The 17,499-nt window shown below is 70.6% G+C and carries 14 protein-coding genes; 7 read left to right on the forward strand and 7 right to left on the reverse strand.

From position 1 onward, the window contains the following. Positions 1–192 precede the first annotated feature (192 nt). The 5 genes from H504_RS0132445 to H504_RS0132465 form a co-directional block, all read right to left on the reverse strand. Complete coding sequence (locus H504_RS0132445; protein WP_026426198.1) at positions 193–1,470, reverse strand: formimidoylglutamate deiminase; 1,278 nt, start codon at positions 1,468–1,470, stop codon at positions 193–195. Beyond that, positions 1,467–2,657 carry an allantoate amidohydrolase gene (locus H504_RS0132450; protein ID WP_026426199.1) on the reverse strand — a complete coding sequence of 397 codons (1,191 nt, stop codon included), beginning with the start codon at positions 2,655–2,657 and terminating at the stop codon, positions 1,467–1,469. Before H504_RS0132450 ends, H504_RS0132445 begins: the two co-directional genes overlap by 4 nt. Next, a complete protein-coding gene (gene hutU / locus H504_RS0132455) occupies positions 2,654–4,315 on the reverse strand; it encodes a urocanate hydratase (protein WP_035307347.1) in 1,662 nt (553 codons plus the stop codon). Before hutU ends, H504_RS0132450 begins: the two co-directional genes overlap by 4 nt. Continuing rightward, the gene (gene hutH, locus H504_RS0132460) at positions 4,312–5,838 is read right to left on the reverse strand and encodes a histidine ammonia-lyase (RefSeq protein ID WP_026426201.1); all 1,527 of its coding nucleotides are present in this window, start codon (positions 5,836–5,838) and stop codon (positions 4,312–4,314) included. Before hutH ends, hutU begins: the two co-directional genes overlap by 4 nt. 294 nt (positions 5,839–6,132) lie before the next feature. Then, entirely contained in the window at positions 6,133–6,909 is a 777-nt protein-coding gene (locus H504_RS0132465) for an IclR family transcriptional regulator (RefSeq protein ID WP_026426202.1), read from the reverse strand. Between the two features lie 63 nt (positions 6,910–6,972). Between H504_RS0132465 and H504_RS0132470 the strand changes: the two genes are divergently transcribed. Beyond that, the gene (locus H504_RS0132470) at positions 6,973–7,461 is read left to right on the forward strand and encodes a SigE family RNA polymerase sigma factor (RefSeq protein WP_026426203.1); all 489 of its coding nucleotides are present in this window, start codon (positions 6,973–6,975) and stop codon (positions 7,459–7,461) included. After that, positions 7,458–8,426 (forward strand): hypothetical protein, encoded by a 969-nt coding sequence (locus tag H504_RS0132475; protein WP_026426204.1) that lies wholly within the window; start codon positions 7,458–7,460, stop codon positions 8,424–8,426. The genes H504_RS0132470 and H504_RS0132475 overlap by 4 nt, the downstream gene beginning before the upstream one ends. On the opposite strand, the gene H504_RS0132480 is transcribed toward H504_RS0132475, so the two are convergent. Continuing rightward, positions 8,423–9,901 carry a bis-aminopropyl spermidine synthase family protein gene (locus tag H504_RS0132480; RefSeq protein WP_245614554.1) on the reverse strand — a complete coding sequence of 493 codons (1,479 nt, stop codon included), beginning with the start codon at positions 9,899–9,901 and terminating at the stop codon, positions 8,423–8,425. The two genes, H504_RS0132475 and H504_RS0132480, sit on opposite strands and share 4 nt — an antisense overlap. Before the next feature lie 161 nt (positions 9,902–10,062). On the opposite strand from H504_RS0132480, the gene H504_RS0132485 reads away from it, so the two are divergent. From H504_RS0132485 to H504_RS0132500, 4 genes are all read left to right on the forward strand, one after another. After that, positions 10,063–11,187: an ABC transporter ATP-binding protein gene (locus H504_RS0132485; RefSeq protein ID WP_026426206.1), complete on the forward strand. Its 1,125-nt coding sequence runs from the start codon at positions 10,063–10,065 to the stop codon at positions 11,185–11,187. Positions 11,188–12,178: 991 nt separating this feature from the next. Next, positions 12,179–12,838 (forward strand): ABC transporter permease, encoded by a 660-nt coding sequence (locus tag H504_RS0132490; protein WP_026426207.1) that lies wholly within the window; start codon positions 12,179–12,181, stop codon positions 12,836–12,838. Further along, positions 12,835–13,578, forward strand: coding sequence for an ABC transporter permease (locus tag H504_RS38190; RefSeq protein ID WP_051386499.1), 744 nt, complete (start codon positions 12,835–12,837; stop codon positions 13,576–13,578). Before H504_RS0132490 ends, H504_RS38190 begins: the two co-directional genes overlap by 4 nt. Next, positions 13,575–14,507 carry an ABC transporter substrate-binding protein gene (locus H504_RS0132500; protein WP_026426208.1) on the forward strand — a complete coding sequence of 311 codons (933 nt, stop codon included), beginning with the start codon at positions 13,575–13,577 and terminating at the stop codon, positions 14,505–14,507. The genes H504_RS38190 and H504_RS0132500 overlap by 4 nt, the downstream gene beginning before the upstream one ends. Before the next feature lie 46 nt (positions 14,508–14,553). Here the strand turns inward: H504_RS0132500 and H504_RS0132505 are convergent, their stop codons facing one another. After that, positions 14,554–15,270, reverse strand: a complete 717-nt coding sequence (locus H504_RS0132505; protein WP_051386498.1) for an SDR family NAD(P)-dependent oxidoreductase — start codon at positions 15,268–15,270, stop codon at positions 14,554–14,556. Positions 15,271–15,710: 440 nt separating this feature from the next. Here H504_RS0132505 and H504_RS0132510 point away from each other — a divergent pair, with 440 nt between their 5' ends. Beyond that, positions 15,711–16,868 (forward strand): MFS transporter, encoded by a 1,158-nt coding sequence (locus H504_RS0132510; RefSeq protein WP_026426210.1) that lies wholly within the window; start codon positions 15,711–15,713, stop codon positions 16,866–16,868. The last annotated feature ends 631 nt before the right edge of the window (positions 16,869–17,499 follow it).

Raw genomic sequence — 17,499 nt, forward strand, 5'->3', positions numbered from 1 at the left:
CGGCCCAACCGAGGCCGACCCCACCCAAAACCCGCACCCGAACCGAGACCCGCCCCCACCGACACCCCTCCCGCCCGGGGGGCCACCCTATTCCAGACTACGGGGTCGAAATCCGCCCCGACAGCCCCGAGCCCCATCTGTGGACAACTCGACCGAATGTGGACAACTGAAGGAAACCGCAGGTCAGCGCCATCATCCGATCGCCTCGGCCAGCAGGGGGCCGATGTCGCCGAGCGCGTGCCCGCCCCCTCGGACGACCACCCGGCCGCCGACCACCACGGTGTCCACATCGGACGCTGTCGCGGCCAGTACGGCCTGTTCGGGCAGGCTGCCCGCCGTCCGGACCGTGTCGAGGCGGACGGCGACCAGGTCGGCGGGAGCGCCCACCTCGATGCGCCCGGCCTCCGGCCACCCCAGAGCAGTGTGCGCGGTCATCGCGGCAACCAGCTCGGACACCGTGAACCTGCCCCGCTGACCAGTCCGCAACCGCTCACCGTGTTCCACCGCGCGCGCCTCCAACAGCATGTCGATCACGGCGTGCTGGTCGCTGCCCAACGACAGCGGTGACCCGGCGTCGACCAGTTCGCGGGCGGGTCCGATCCCATCCGCGAGATCCGCCTCAGTGGTCGGGCAGAAACAAGCGCCTGTTCGCGATGACCCCAACAACGATACGTCCGAAGCGGTCAAATGGGTCGCGTGTACGGCAGTCAATCGCTCTCCCAGCGCACCGGCGTCGGCCAGGAGTTCGGTTGGTGTGCGGCCGTAAGCCGAAAGGCAGGCGTCATTCTCGGCGGGCTGCTCGGAAAGGTGGACGTGCACCGGCCCGTCAAATCCGGCCACCACCGGCAATGCGGCACGTGGAACCGCACGAACAGAGTGGATGGCGGCGCCGATTCGAGCGTGGGACGCGGGCCGGAGTTCGGCCACACGAGCAGCCCAAGCGAACACATCGCCATCGGAGAACCGTTGCTGGGTAAGGGAAACCGGCTGGTCGATCCCCCCGGCCAAATAGCAAGTGTCAAGCAGGGTGATCCGGATGCCTGCGTCCTGAGCGGCGGCGATGAGGGCGTGCCCCATGGCGTTCGGGTCGCGGTAGCGGGCGCCGCCGGGTGCGTGGTGCAGGTAGTGGAACTCGCCAACGCAGGTGATGCCTGCCAACGCCATCTCGGCATAAACGGCGCGGGCGAGCAGGTAGTACGAATCCGGGTCCAGCCGGTCGGCGAGGTCGTACATCTTTTCGCGCCAGGTCCAGAACGTGCCGCCGTCACCGTGGGTTCGGCCGCGCAAAGCACGGTGGAATGCGTGCGAATGGGCGTTGGCGAAGCCCGGGAAAACCAAGCCGGGCAACACAATGGCGTCACCGGGATCAGTGGCCGACCCGACCGACGTGATCACGCCGTCGACCTCCGACACGAGCACCCCGGAAGCCACCCGCGAGGGCAACCACGCCAGCGGGCACCAGTACTTCATCGCGCCAACGCTTCCAAGGCCGACGCCAACGCGACAACACCGGCCGAGCAGTCCGCCGCTTCGGCGAACTCCTCCGGCGCGTGGCTGACCCCGGTCGGGTTGCGCACGAACAACATCGCGGTCGGTACGTGCGCCGCGAGGATGCCCGCGTCGTGCCCGGCCCCGGTCGGCAGCGCGGGCACCCCGCCGAGCACCGTCGACACCTTGTCCCGCAACGCCGGGTCGAACACCACAGTGTCCCCATAGGACTCTTCGGTGATCGTCACCTCGCAGCCCTCGTCCGCCGCTGCCGCCCGCGCCGCCTCGGCCACCGATTCGACCACGGCCCTGGTGCGCGCGTCGTCCTCCGCGCGAGCGTCCAGCCACAAGTCCACACTGGACGGAATAACGTTCGTGCCGCCTGGGTTCGGCACCAACCGCCCGACCGTGGCCCGCGCGCCCTCAACCCCCGTCGCCGCTCGACGGGCCGCCAGGACCACCTGGGCGGCGGCGATCATCGGGTCACGCCGGTCCACCATCAGGGTCGCGCCCGCGTGGTTGCCCTCACCGGTCACGCTGACCCGCCACCGCCCGTGCGCCAGGATCGAACTGGCCACGCCGACCGGCGCGCCAAGGTCAATCAGCCCGCGTCCCTGCTCGACGTGCAGCTCGACGAACACCCCGATCCGCCGCAGAACCTCCACATCCGGCCCCACGAGCGCCGGGTCGAGCCCCGCCGACCGCATCGCCTCGGCCAGGGTCACACCGTCCGGATCGGACAGTCGGAGCGCGGCGGCGGGGGTGATCGCGCCGGTCACCAGCCGCGAGCCCAGGCACGCCAACCCGAACCGGCCGCCCTCCTCCTCGGCGAAGACAACCACGGCCATCGGCTTACCGGGAACAAACCCCTTGGCCTGCAACAGATCTAAGGCCTGCAGCGACGACACCACCCCAAGGGGACCGTCGAACGCGCCGCCACCGGGAACCGAGTCGAGGTGGCTGCCGGTCACCACGGCACCCTCGCCCGGCGGCCCCCACCACGCCCACAGGTTGCCGTTGCGGTCGCATTCGACCCCCAGCCCCCGGCGGCCGGCCTCCTCGGTGAACCAGGTGCGCAACTCCAGTTCGGCCCGGTCGTAGCCGTGCCGGGAGTAGCCGCCGCGCCGCGGATCGGCGCCGATCCGGGCGATGTCGTCGAGGCCGGTCATGACCGGGCCATCGGGACGGCCACCCCGCGCTCGGCGGCGACCTCGTCCGCCCGGTCGTACCCGGCGTCCACGTGCCGGATGACGCCCATGCCCGGGTCGTTGGTGAGCACCCGCTCGATCTTCTGCCCGGCCAGTGGTGTCCCGTCGGCCACCGTCACCTGGCCCGCGTGGATGGACCGGCCGATGCCGACGCCGCCGCCGTGGTGGATGGACACCCAACTGGCCCCGGACGCGGTGTTGACCAGGGCGTTGAGCAGCGGCCAGTCGGCGATCGCGTCGGACCCGTCGGCCATCGCCTCGGTCTCCCGGTACGGGGAGGCGACCGAGCCGCAGTCGAGGTGGTCGCGGCCGATCACGACCGGCGCGGAGAGCTCACCGGAGGCGACCATCTCGTTGAACCGCAGTCCGGCCAGGTGCCGTTCGCCGTAGCCGAGCCAGCAGATGCGGGCCGGAAGTCCTTGGAAGGCAACGCGTTCGCCCGCGAGCCGGATCCACCGGGCCAGGGATTCGTTCTCCGGGAACAGGTCCAGGATCGCCCGGTCGGTGGCGGCGATGTCGGCCGGGTCGCCGGAGAGCGCCGCCCAGCGGAACGGGCCCTTGCCCTCGCAGAACAGCGGGCGGATGTACGCGGGCACGAACCCGGGGAAGTCGAACGCGCGCTCGCAGCCACCCAGCTTCGCCTCGCCGCGCAGCGAGTTGCCGTAGTCGAACACCTCGGCGCCCGCGTCGAGGAACCCGATCATCGCGTCGACGTGCTCGGCCATCGAGTCGCGGGCCCGGTCGGTGAACTCGTCGGGCTTCTTGGCGGCGTAGTCGCCCCAGTCTTCCAGGTCGACGCCGCGCGGGAGGTACGCCAGCGGGTCGTGCGCGGAGGTCTGGTCGGTGACGATGTCGACCTCGACGCCCCGGCGCAGCAGCTCCGGCAGCACCTCGGCCGCGTTGCCGATCACCCCGACCGACAGCGCCTCACCCTCGCGCTTCGCCCGCTCCACCCGCGCGACCGCGTCGTCCAGGTCCAGCGCGAGCTCGTCGAGGTAGCGGGTGTCCACGCGGCGGCGGGCCCGGTCCGGGTCGACCTCGACGACCAGCGCGACGCCGCCGTTCATCGTCACCGCAAGCGGTTGCGCGCCGCCCATGCCGCCCAGGCCTGCGGTGAGGGTGAGCGTCCCCTGGAGCGACCCGCCGAACCTCTTCGCGGCGATGGCGGCGAACGTCTCGTAGGTGCCCTGGAGGATGCCCTGGGTGCCGATGTAGATCCAGGAACCGGCGGTCATCTGGCCGTACATGGTCAGCCCGGCCGCTTCCAGGCGGCGGAACTCGGGCCAGGTGGCCCAGTCGCCGACCAGGTTCGAGTTCGCGATCAGCACCCGGGGCGCCCACTCGTGCGTACGCATGACGCCGACCGGTTTCCCGGACTGGACGAGCAGCGTCTCGTCCTCGGACAGCGTGGTCAACTCGCGGGTGATGGCGTCGAAGCTGGCCCAGTTGCGGGCGGCCCGACCGGTGCCGCCGTAGACGACCAGGTCATCGGGCCGCTCGGCGACCTCGGCGTCCAGGTTGTTGTGGAACATGCGCAGCGCGGCTTCGGTCTGCCAGTTCCGCGCGGTCAGCGCGGTACCGCGGGCGGCGCGCACGGGACGGGCTCCGGGGGTGGTCACGCGGTCCTCCTCTCGACGGCGGCCAGGAGGGCGCCGGAACGGATCAGGTGTTCGGCGGCGGCGATCTCCGGGGCCAGGTGGCGGTCCGGGCCGGGGCCGGGGACGTGCTCGCGCAGGACGGCGACGGCTGCGGCGGTCGCCGGGCCGGGGGTGAGCGGGGCGCGCAGGTCGAGCGCGCGGGCCGCGGTCAGGTACTCGACGGCGAGGACGGTGGTGAGGCCGTCGACCGCCCGGCGCAGCTTGCGGGCCGCCGACCAGCCCATCGACACGTGGTCCTCCTGCATCGCCGAACTGGGGATCGAGTCGACGGAGGCGGGCACGGCGAGCCGCTTGAGGTCGGAGACGATGGCGGCCTGGGTGTACTGGGCGATCATGTGGCCGGAGTCGACGCCGGGGTCGTGCGCGAGGAACGGCGGCAACCCGTGCGAGCGGGCGACGTCCAGCATCCGGTCGGTGCGGCGCTCGGCCATGCTCGCCACGTCGGCGACCGGGATGGCGAGGAAGTCGAGCACGTACGCGATGGGCGCGCCGTGGAAGTTCCCGTTCGACTCGACCCGGCCGTCCGGCAGGACGACGGGGTTGTCCACCGCGGCAGCGAGTTCCCGCTCGGCGACCGCCCGCGCGTGGCTCGCGGTGTCCCGCGCCGCCCCGTGCACCTGGGGGGCGCAGCGCAGCGAGTACGCGTCCTGGACGCGGGGGCAGTCCGGACCGCGGTGGCTGGCGACGATCGGCGAGTCGGCGAGGAACCCGGCGATCCGCGCGGCCGACTCGGCCTGACCGGGATGCGGCCGCAGCGCCTGCAGGTCGGCCGCGAACACCCGGTCGGTGCCCAGCAGCGCCTCCACGCTCATCGCCGCGGTCAGGTCGACGACGTCCAGCAGCGCCCGCAGGTCGGTCAGCGCGATGGCGAGCTGACCGAGCATGCCGTCGGTGCTGTTGATCAGCGCCAGGCCCTCCTTCTCGACCAGCTCCAGCGGCTCGATCCCGTTGCGCCGCAACGCTTCGGCGGCGGGCATCAACTCACCGCCGAGCCGGACCTCGCCCTCCCCCATCAGCGCCAACGCGACGGCCGACAACGGGGCGAGGTCACCGGAGCAGCCGAGGGAGCCGTTCTCCTGCACCACCGGCAGGATGCCCGCGTTCAGCACCGCCGCGAAAGTCTCCACAGTGGACTGGCGAACCCCGGTGCGACCGGTGGCGAGCGTGCGCAGCCGCAGCAGCATCAACGCCCGCACCACCTCCGGCTCCACCTCGGGTCCGGCACCCGCCGCGTGCGACCGGATCAACGACCGCTGCAACGCGGCCCGCCGCTCCACCGGGATGTGCCGGACCGCCAACGCCCCGAACCCGGTCGACACCCCGTAGGTCGGCTCGGTCGCGTCCGCCAGCTTCTCGATGTGCGCCCTGGTCGCCGCCACCCCCGCCAACGCCCCGGGGGTCAACACGACCGCGGCGCCACCACGGGCCACCGCCACCACCTGCGCGATGGTCAACGCACCGCCGTCGAGGACAACAGGTTCCATGCCCCCATCTCAACCCGCCAGGCCCCTCGGCACGAGACGGGATCGGGTGACAGTGTCTGGCACCCCAGACGCGGTGTCTATTCCTCCCGCCACCCACCCCCTCATCCCCACCCGGCACGGTCCCCAACTTGGCAGGTCGGGTCTCGGCATCACTCCGACACTGAATCCACTTCTCCCACCACCCATTCCCCTCGCCCCCACCCGGCTCGGTCCCCGACCTGGCAGGTCGGATCTCGACAGCACCGGCCGGGTCGCGTCTTCTTCCGGCAACGCCGGGGTGACCGGGATTGTGGATCAGGCGCGGCCGCCGATCCTGATGGTCAGTTCGCTTGCCGCCACGCGGGTGGATTCGGCCAGGTCGGGCCACTGTTCGCCGCATTCGGTGGGGCAGTTGTGTCGGAAGGTGGTGCTGATCGCGGCTACCGGGTGGCCGGTGTGGTCGAACACGGCGGCGGCGACGGAGGCGGTACCGGGGGTCACGTAACCGTCCTCCACCGCCCAGCCGCGGCGGCGTTCGGCGGTGAGCAGGGAGCGCAGCGCGGGCAGGTGGACGGGGCCGCGGCCGGTGCGGTCGACGAAACTGGCCCGGCTCGGGAACAGGGCCCTGACCTGGGCGGCGGGCAGGTGCGCCAGCATCGCGCGGCCGGACGCGGGCAGGTGCGCGGGCAGCCGCACGCCGACGTCGGTCACCACCGTGTGCGGGCGCGCGGGCTGTTCGCGGAGCAGGTACAGCGTCTCCCGGCCGTGCAGGACCCCCAGGTGCGCGGTGTGCCCGGTGCGGCCGATCAGGCGGGCCAGCACCGGCCGGGCCAACCGCTCCAGCGGGTCGTGCCGCAGGTACGCCGACCCCAACTCGAACGCGGCCACCCCCAGCGCGTACCGGCGGTCCTCCGGCAGGTGCGTGACGAATCCGGCGTCCGACAGCTCCGCCAGCAGGTGGTACACCGTTGACCGCGGCAACTCCAGCTCACGCGCGATCGCGGCCGCCGCCACCGGGCCCGCCTTGCCCGCGAGCAGCCGCAACACCGCCAGCCCCCGGCGCAGGGCGGGAACATCGCTGCTGGCACCCACGCCGAGGCAGCCTAACTCAACAAATCCGGCGCCGACCGCGTCAATGGGGTGAGAGGGGGGCTGATGACATTCGAGGATTTCCTCGCGCGGCAACTCGACGGCCTCTTGCGCTACGCGACCACGCTGACCTGCGACCCGCACCAGGCGCAGGACATCGTGCAGGAGGTGGTGCTGCGCGCCCAGCAACGGTGGTCCCGGATCTCGCGGACCGACCAACCCGCCGCCTACGTCACCCGGATGGTCACCAACGAGTTCCTGTCCTGGCGGCGCAGGCGCTCGACCCGCGAGTTACCGCTGAACCCCGCCGACCTCACCGACTACGAGACCGACCAGACCGGCCGCGTCGACGACCGGACCGTGCTGCTGGCGTCCATCGCCACGCTGCCCCGCAAACAGCGCGCCGCCGTCGTCGGCCGCTACTACCTCAACCGCACCGACGACGAGATCGCCACCGAGCTCGGCTGCACCGCCGCCACCGTCCGCAGCCACATCTCCCGCGCCATCGCCACCCTGCGCACCCGACTGGACTCCCCGCGACAGGTGACACTGTGAACAACATCGAAGACTTGATCCGCGACGCCCTCAACCACCAGGCCACCCAGGCACCCCCGGCGAGCAGTGTCCACACCCGGCAGGCCACCCGCCAACGCCGCTGGCTGGTCCCCACCGCCATCGCCGCCACCATGGCGGCGGCCGCCGTGGTGCTCTACAGCGTGAACCATGCCCCGGCCGGGGGAGTCACCGTCGGCACCAGCGAGGCCCCCGTCGACTGGTCCCCCACCTGGATGCTCCCCGGCTTCACCGAGCACAACCGCTCCACCGCCGTCGATGGTTCGTACGCGTTCACCAGTTGGTTCGCGGGCCCCGTCGACGCCAGGGACTCCCAGTGGGTCCGCCTCAACACCTACCCCCGCACCAAGGAACCCTGCGACGACTCCATGGACGGCGCCGAACGGGTGACAGTCGCGGGCAACCCCGGCGTGTGGTTCGCGAGCAGCCCCAGCCTCTCGCTGTGCTGGTCCACCCCCACCGGCCAGTTCAGCCTGAGCAGCTACAACGTCCTGGCGGGCCGCAGCGAGTTCATCCGCATCGCCGAGTCCCTCCGGTCAGCCCCGCGGAACCCCCTGCACGTCCCGCTGACCGCCACCTTCCCCGTCTCCGACCACCCCGGCGTCCCCCTCCTGGCGGGCATCAAGGGCGACACCCCCGACGCCCCCACCATGTACCTCACCTCCACCGACACCCCCGACGGCATTTACAGCGTCGGCATCTGCACCACCAAACCCGCCGACCCCCTCGGCACCCCGGTCCCCACCCGGAACACCACCGGCTGGTGGACCCGTGACGAACACAACTTCGAGAAGCTCACCGTCCCTGTCGACACCCGGTGGCTCGTGGTCACCTACCTGCCCACCGGCGGCCACCGGGACCCCCACACAGAAGCCCTGGCCCAACTGGCCAACACCGTCGTCGCGGGCCCCACTCCGGCGACACCCTGGATCGGCGGGCGCCCCTAGTCGGCGGCGGCGAGGATTCGGCGGACGCGGTGCAGGGGCAGGTCGATCAGGCGTTGGTCCAGGTCGTTCTCGTCGGGTGCCAGGATCGACACCTGTTCCCTGGCCTCGCGTTTGGTCACCGTACCGCCGGAGTCGGTGATCAGGGCCTCGCGCCAGACGTTGGCCAGTTTGCCGTGGACGCGGGAAAGCAGGGCACCACGAACGCCGCCACCGTCCACAGGGGACGCGACAACGACCGTGTGGCGACCACCCGCCACACTGCGGTGGAAGGTGAGGGAGTACTTGCCCCGCACCAAATCCCGCAACGCGACCTGGCCCCGCTGGTCGGCGACATCCGGGTGGTTGTTGGACACCAACGCCCCCACGACCTCCAGCGGCCCCGCCAGCAACACCCGCGCCAGCCAAGAACCCGGGTCCGCCGTCAGGTCGTACGCGACCGGTCCGTTGGCGCGCACCGGATCGGTCCACGCCGGGACGGTCGGGAGCGCGCCGGACAGGCGGCTGAGTTCGTCGAGCGCCAGGACCGGGGTGCCGCCGGACTCGACCGACTGCGGTCCGTGCGTGTAGATCCCTGAGACAACGTCACGAACGGCCGACTCGGCCAGCCGGGACGACCGGGATGTCTGCTGCAGCACGTAAAGATCGCTCGCGCTGCCCACGGCCTGCGCCCCGTGGTACCGGTTGAACGCGGGCAGCACGGCCTCGAACACCAGCCCCAGCCGCTGGATCTCCTGCTGGACCTTCAACCCCAGCGCGGGTGTGCGCGGGCTGTAGCCGTACGCGACCAACGCGCGACCGTCCGGGTCCCGCAGCGACTCGACGGCCCGCGCGAGGAACAGGCGCATGCCCTCCGGGGTGTACGGCGGGTCGGTGAACACCAGGTCAGCGGTACCGACGGCGGACGGCGGCAGGTCGAACCGGAAGTCCGCGTACAGGCACTGGATGTCCAGACCACGTGCCGCGGCGGTGGTGTCCACGTAGTCCAGCAGCCGTTCGTCCACGTCGACGACGGTGGCCTTGAGGTCGGGGCGCAGGGTGCAGGCGGCCAGCGCGGTGAGGTCGTGGTCGCCGACGCAGAGCAGGCGGGCGCCGGGGAGGTCGTAGGTGAGGTCGAGCCAGCGGGCGCGGCGGAGCATGGTGGCCGCGTCGGCCTGGACGTGGTCGAGGGCGCGGGCCGGGGTGGGCACGGCCGTGAGATACGCCTCGTACGCGGCCAGCAGTTCGCCGTCCGGGGTGTCCGGCGGGGTGGCGGTGAGCGCCCGGTAGCCGTCCACCCTGGACGGGACGATGCGCCACGAATCGGCGTCGCGTTCGGCGTCGGGGCCCGCGGCGGCGATCAACTCCTGGACCGTCCGCCGCGGCACGGCGGTGGTTCTGACCAGGTCGTCCAGCGCGTGCCAGCCGTCGCACAGCAGCGCGACCAGGGTGCGCAGGGGGCGGGCGTGCACGCCGCGGGCGGTCAGCAGGCTGGTCACGGGGTCCACAGTCCGATGAGCCTAGGAGAGGGCCCGACCGGGCACCGACCCGGCCGTACGATCGACGCCACATTGTGAAACGGCCTGCCGTTGTCAGCCGTTCGGGTTAAGGTCGGGCGATCTGCGGCTGGCAAGGAGCCGTGCCGACCCGAGGGGCCCGAGTGATCGAGTTCCAGGCCGTGACCAAGCGCTACGACGACGGCACGGTGGCGGTGGACCACCTCGACCTCAGCATCGACGACGGCCGGGTGACCGTGCTGGTGGGGCCGTCCGGCTGCGGCAAGACCACCTCGCTGCGGATGATCAACCGGATGGTCGAGGCGACGTCCGGGACGATCAGCATCGACGGCGCGGACATCCGCTCGCGCAAGCCCGCGCTGCTGCGCCGCGGCATCGGTTACGTGATCCAGAACGCCGGCCTGTTCCCGCACCGCACCGTGCTCGACAACATCGCGACCGTGCCGGTGCTGCTGGGCGCGAAGAAGGCCGCCGCGCGCCGCCGCGCCGAGGAACTGCTCGTCACCGTCGGGTTGCCGTCGGAGCTGGCGGGCCGCTACCCGGCGCAGTTGTCCGGCGGTCAGCAGCAACGGGTGGGGGTCGCCCGCGCGCTCGCCGCGGACCCGCCGGTGCTGCTGATGGACGAGCCGTTCAGCGCCGTCGACCCGGTGGTCCGCGACGACCTGCAGGAGGAGTTGCTGCGGCTGCAGTCGGAGCTGGGCAAGACGATCGTGTTCGTCACGCACGACATCGACGAGGCCATCAAGCTCGGCGACAAGGTGGCGGTGCTGCGGGTGGGCGGGCGGCTGGCCCAGTACGACACCCCGGCGACGCTGCTGGCCAAACCGGTCGACGACTTCGTCGCCGCCTTCGTCGGCCGCGACCGCGGCTACCGGTCACTCGGGTTCCTGTCCGCGCACGGCGTGTCGGTCGCGCCACTGCCGACGGTGCCGCTCGGCTCGTCGGTCGAGTCGGCGCGCGGTTCGCTGCGCAACGGGTGGGCCGTGGTGGTCGACGACAGCAACGCCCCACTCGGCTGGGTGTCCGGCGTCTCACTGTCCACAGTGGAAGGCGAGCTGCGCCGCGACGACCTGGTCTCCGGCGGCTCCCTCTACGTCGCGGACTCGAAAGCGGGCTCACTGCGCACCGCCCTCGACGCCGCCCTCAGCTCCCCCGCGGGCATCGGCATCGCGGTCGACTCGGACGGCACCGTCTTGGGCGGCGTCACCGCCGACTCAGTCCTCAAATCCCTCGACGACGCCCGCCGGTCCGGTGAGGTGCCCTCGTGACCCAGCGGATTCACGACCACTCCACCGCCCCCGCCCGCCGATCCGGTGGAGTGGCAGCCATGACCGGAGCCCCGGATCCCCACGTCACCCCCCGGGAACTCACCGCCTCGTCGGGTTGTCCACATGGCGCGGAGTTCTCCACAGCCGCCTCTACGCTCCCCTTGACAACCCGCCAGGTCCGCTATCGTCATGGATGGGCGACCGGCCCCCGGGTGGGTGGGGTCTGGCCTGGCACCGGCGCGGCCAATCAGCAAGTACTGAATCAGGTGAAGTCGCGGCATCGGTTGAAGCCGGACATGAACAACCTCGGCTCGGCAGACGACATCACCGGCCCTGCTGCGCCGAGCTGTCCACATGACGTCGCGCTGTCCACAGCCGAATCCACACTCCCCTTGACAACCAGCCAAGTCCGCTATCGTCATGGATGGGCGACCAGCCCCCGGGTGGGTGGGGTCTGCCCTGGCCCCAGTGCGGCCAATCGGCAAGCACTGAATCAGGTGAAGTCGCGGCATCGGTTGAAGCCTGACGCGAACGGCCTCGGCTCGGCAACCGGCATCGGCGGCCCTACAACACCGAGTTGTCCACACAGCGTCGAGCTGTCCACAACCGAGTTCGCACCCCCCTTGACAACCCGCCAGGTCCGCTATCGTCATGAATGGGCGACCGGCCCCCGGGTGGGTGGGGTCTGGCCTGGCGCGGGTGTGGGTGATCGGCAAGCGCTGGATCGGGTGAAGTCGTGGCCTCGGTTCGAACTTGACGCGAACAACCTCGGCTCGGCAGACGACATCGGCGGCCCTACTGCACCGAGCTGTCCACACACCATCGCTCCATCCACAGCCGAATCCGTACCCCCCTTGACAACCCGCCAGGTCCGCTATCGTCATGAATGGACGACCGGCCCCAGGGTGGGTGGGGTCTGGCCTGGCGCCGGCGCGGTCGAAAGGCAAGTGCTCGGACGGGTGGGGTTGGCGCCGGGGCAGGGGGTGTTGCGGTGAACTGGGTTCTGGACCACATCCCGGAGCTGCTGTCGGCCAGCGGTGATCATCTCCAGTTGGCGTTGCTGCCGGTGGCCGTCGGGCTCGTGGTGTCGTTGCCGTTGGGGTGGGTGGCGAACCGGTGGCGGGTCGCGCGGGCGATTCTGGTGCCGGTGTCCGGGTTGCTGTACACGATCCCGTCGTTGGCGTTGTTCGTGATCATGCCGTTGGTGTTGGGCACCCGGATCCTGGATCCGATCAACGTGCAGGCCGCCCTCACCGTCTACACCGTGGCCCTGCTGGTTCGGTCGATCGCGGACGCGTTGGCGGCCGTGCCGGAGTCGGTGATCGCGGCGGCCTCGGCGATGGGGTACCGCACGGGGGGGCGGTTCTTCGCGGTTGAGTTGCCGCTGGCGGTGCCGGTGCTGATCGCGGGGGTGCGGGTGGCGGCGGTGTCCAACATCAGCCTGGTCGCGGTCGGGCAGATCATCGGGGTGGGTGGGCTCGGGTTCTTCCTGCTGCACGGCGCCCAGTCCAGTCCGCCGAACTACCAGGAGATCGTCGCCGGGATCGTGCTGATCGTGCTGCTGGCCCTGGTGGTCGACGGGTTGCTGGCGTTCGCCGGGCGGGCGATGACGCCGTGGGCCCGGAAGCGGGCCGGGGTGGTGGCCAGGTGAACGTCTTCACCCAGGTCGTCGACTGGCTGACCGACCCGGACCACTGGCGGACCACGCTCGGCATCGCGGGCATCCCGCAGCGGCTGGGCGAGCACCTGCAGTACACCGTCATCGCCGTGTTGATCGCGGCCGTGCTCGCGATCCCGCTGGGCGCGTACATCGGGCACACCGGGCGCGGTGGGACCGTGGTGGTCGGCGTGGTCAACTCGTTCCGCGCGCTGCCCGAACTGGGTCTGCTGATCCTGCTGGTGTTGGCCTTGGGGCTGACGCTGGCGTTGGAGGCGGTGACCATCGCGCTGGTGCTGATGGCCGTGCCGGTGCTGTTGGCGGGCACGTACGCGGGCATCCGCAACGTCGACCGGGCGGCTGTGGACGCGGCGCGCGGTATGGGCATGACCGAGTGGCAGATCCTGTTCCGGGTGGAGCTGCCGAACGCGTTGCCGCTGGTACTCGGTGCGCTGCGGTCGGCGACCCTGCAGGTCATCGCAACCGCCAGCATCGCCGCGGCCGTGTCGCTGGGCGGGCTCGGCCGGTTCGTCATCGACGGCAACGCGCTGCGCGAGTACGACCAGATGGCCGCGGGCGCCGTCCTCATCGCGGTCTTGGCGATCGTGGTGGAACTGCTGCTCACCGGCGTGCAGTGGCTGGTGGTGTCCCCCGGCCTGCGCAAGAACCCCCGCGGTCGCGTTCGCGCCCGCGGTGCAAGATCAGAAGGAATCGACGGAGGAGACCCTCGATGAAACGCGTACTCGCCGCTGTGGCGACCGCGGTGGCCGCCACGCTCGCCCTGACCGCGTGCGGGGGCTCGTCCGACCCGCTCGCCAACCAGCCCTCGGGCGGCGCGGCGACCGGCACCCCGGCGCCGACCGGCACCATCGTCATCGGCTCGGCGAACTTCCCGGAGAGCAGCCTGCTCGCCGAGATCTACGCCGCGGGCCTGGGGAACAAGGGCGTCAAGGTCACCAAGAAGCTCGGCATCGGCAGCCGCGAGGCCTACTACCCGGGTCTGCAGGACGGCTCGATCGACCTGATCCCGGAGTACACCGGCACGCTGCTCACCTACATCGACAAGACCGCCAAGCAGACCACCGCGGACGACGTGTACGCGGCGCTGCAGAAGGCGCTGCCGGACAAGCTGACCGTGCTCGACAAGTCGGCCGCGGAGGACAAGGACTCGGTGGTCGTCACCAAGGACACCGCGTCGAAGCAGAACCTCAAGACGATCGAGGACCTCGCCAAGACCGGTCAGGTCACCTTCGGTGGTCCGCCCGAGTTCCAGAAGCGCGCCGACGGCCTCCCCGGCCTGAAGACCACGTACAACCTGGACATCAAGGAGTACAAGTCGCTCGACGCGGGCGGCCCGCTGACCGTCGACGCGCTCAAGACCGGCGCCGTCCAGGCGGCTGACCTGTTCACCACCGACCCGTCCATCAAGACCAACGACTTCGTCGTGCTGGACGACCCGAAGTCCAACTTCGCCGCCCAGAACGTGGTGCCGCTGGTCACCAAGAGCAAGGCGGACGACACGGTCAAGCAGGTCCTCAACGCCATCTCGGCGAAGCTGACCACTGACGTGCTGATCGACCTGAACAGCAAGCTCGCCGCCCCGGACAAGCCGGACGCCGCCAAGGTCGCCAAGGACTGGCTGACCTCCGTCGGCCTGCTCTAACGGTATCTCCGACGGCCCACTCCCCACGCCGGGGAGTGGGCCGTCGCTATCTGGCGCCGCCGTTGACCTGGATGACCTGGGCGGTGACGTGCCCCGCTCGCGGCGACGCCAACCAGTGCACCGTGTCGGCGACGTCCTCGGCGGTCCCGGCGCGCTTGACGAGCGTCTGGTCGACCAGCGCCTGGTGCCGCTGGTCGGTCATGCCGCCCCGGAAGAACTCCGTGCCTGCCACATAACCCGGCGCGACCACGTTGACCGTGATCCCCCTCGGCCCGAGCGCGTTGGCCAGGTCGAAGCTGTACGGGTGCAAGGCCGCCTTCGCCCCGCCGTAGGACCCTTCGCCGGACCCGCGAAACGCCGCGATCGAACTGACGAGGATGACCCGCGCGCCGTCGTTCAGGTGGTCCTTCAACGCCTCGACCAGCAACACCGCCGTGAGCGTGTTGATCCGGAAGTTCTCCGTCCAATGCCACGCCACCCCCGCCGTACCCGGCGGCCGCTCCCCCTGCAGCAACACATTCCCACCGGCCGCCGCGATCAGAACGTCAACCCCACCCCCACCCGCCACGATCTCCGCCACGACCCGGTCGACGGTGTCCGGGTCCGCCAGATCCCCCGGAATCGCCTCGGCCCCCACTGCGGCGGCAGTCTCCGCGAGCACATCCCCTCGACGTCCTAAGAGGACAACCCGATCCCCGCCGAACCTCTCGGCCACCGCCCGCCCGACCCCGGTCGCACCCCCGCTGACGATCACAGTACGCATACCCCCCACTGTAAGCAGATCCCTCGAACGCCAGCCACCACCCGGCAACTGTGAACCCGAACCCGTCCACAATGCTGCCGCCCATCCACAGCCTGCCCCTTCCCCCTCTTGACAAACCACCGCTCGCGGTACGTTCAGGAATGGGCCCCCGGCCCCCGGGTGGGCGGGCTCCTGCGTAGCCGCCGGGTGGGGAACAGTCAAGAACTTTCAGGCGTGGCGAGTCGGTGCGGCAGGAACCTCCAGGCGTGGCGGGCGTCGCGTCAGGCGGGGTGTAGGGCGAACGGGGGGAGATGGTCGAGGTGGAACAGGGGCGGCAGGGCACCAGGCCCCAGCCGTGCCTGTGGAAGTTATCCACAAGCGCTGGGGGTGTCCACAGTCCGAACCGAAGCCCCGTGACAACCTGCCGATCTCGGTAGCTTCGGTTCCGGAGGGGGGCAGTCATGTCGGAAGCGTTGCGGATCCGGGATTTCCGGTCGTTGTGGCTCGGGCGGTTGGTCAGCCAGCTCGGGTCGTGGTTGCTGGTTGTCGCCGTGCCCGCGTATGTGTTGGAGCTGACCGGGTCGGTCACGGCGGCCGGGGCGGCGATGGCGGCGGAGTTCTTACCGCCGGTGGTGCTGGGGCCGTTCGCGGGCGTGGTGGCCGATCGGGTCGATCGCCGGCTGGTGATGGCGGCGGCGGATGTGCTGCGGGCGGGCGCGGTGGCGGTGTTGCTGGTAGCGGACACCGTGTGGTGGGTGTATGTGGCTCTGGTAGTGGAAAGCGTTGGCACGGTGATGTTCCGGCCCGCCGCGCAGGCGCAGACGCCGGTGGTTGTCGGGACGGGAAAGGAGTTGACGAGCGCCAATGCGGTGAACGCGGTCACCGACGGGATTGTGCGGCTGGTCGGCGCGCCCTTAGGTGGTGCGCTGTTCGCGGTGGTCGGGTTTGACCTCCTGGTCTGGCTCGACCTGGGAACCTATGTGGTGTCGGCGGTGGCGGTCCTGTGCACGGCGCGACAAGAAGGGAGTCCACAACAACGCAGGGAGCGCGGGGGCTGGACACACGTCTGGCGGAACCCGACGACGAGGGTCTTGGTGGTGGTGAACGGCCTGTTCCTCGGCGCGAACGCGAGCGTCGCGGTGTTGCTGGTGCCGTACGGGATGACTGTCCTCGGCGGCAGCGCAGCGACCGGGGCGGTGATGTCCGCGCTGGGCATCGGGTTCCTGCTGGGTGGGCCGCTGCTGCGACTGGTCGACCGATTACCCGTCGGACGGCTGCTCGGTGTGGCTCTCATCGTGACCGGCGGCGCGCTGACCTCGTTGTTCGTCACCGGATCACTGGTTCCGGCGCTGGGTGTCGCGGTGGTGGTCGGGGCGGCGGGGTCGACGGCGTTGGGCGCGGTGCAGACGACGGTTCAGCGGGTCACGCCGAACGCGGTATTGGGACGGGTGGCGGCGGCGATGTTCACGGTGGAGGCGGCAGCAACGTTCGTGGGGGCAGTGGTCGGGCCCGCGATCGCTGCGGCGGCGTCGCTCACCTGGGCGGCGGTACTGGCGGGCGGACTCACTGTCCTCAGTGGACTAGTCGCGGTGGTCCGGTTGCGGGTGAACCGGCCCTGACGCAAGGCGTGCCGCCGATGTCCAGCGATCGTTCGGCTACGGCGAACCAGCCGCAAGACAAGACGCACCGCCGATGTCTGCGGTAGTTCGGTTGTGGGTGGACCAGCCCCTGAGACAAGACGTGCTACCACTGTCCAGCGGCCGTTCAGTCGCGGCGAACCAGCCGCGAAGCAACACACATTGCCGTTCCAGCGGTGGTTCGGTTGCGGGTAGACCAACCGTGAGGCAAGGAGCACTGCCGATGTCCAGCGGTCGTTCCGCTGCGAGTGAACCTGCACTGAGGCAACGAGTACTGCCGATGTCCAGCGGTAGTTCAGTTGCGGGTGAACCAACCCCTGAGACAAGACGTACCACCGTTGTCCAGCGGTCGTTCGGCTGCGGCGAACCAACCGCAAGACAAGACGCACTGCCGATGTCCAGCGATCGTTCCGCTGCGAGTGAATCTACGCTGAGGCAAGGAGCACTGCCGATGTCCAGCGGTGGTCCAACTGCGAGTGAACCAGCCCCGACGCAAGGCTTGCGGCCGATGTCCAGCGATCGTTCGGCGACAGCGAACCAACCGCGAGACAAGACGCACTGCCGATGTCCAGCGGTCGTTCCGCTGCGGGTGAACCTGCGCTGAGGCAAGGGG

Source organism: Actinokineospora inagensis DSM 44258, assembly GCF_000482865.1.
Taxonomy (GTDB): Bacteria; Actinomycetota; Actinomycetes; order Mycobacteriales; family Pseudonocardiaceae; genus Actinokineospora; species Actinokineospora inagensis.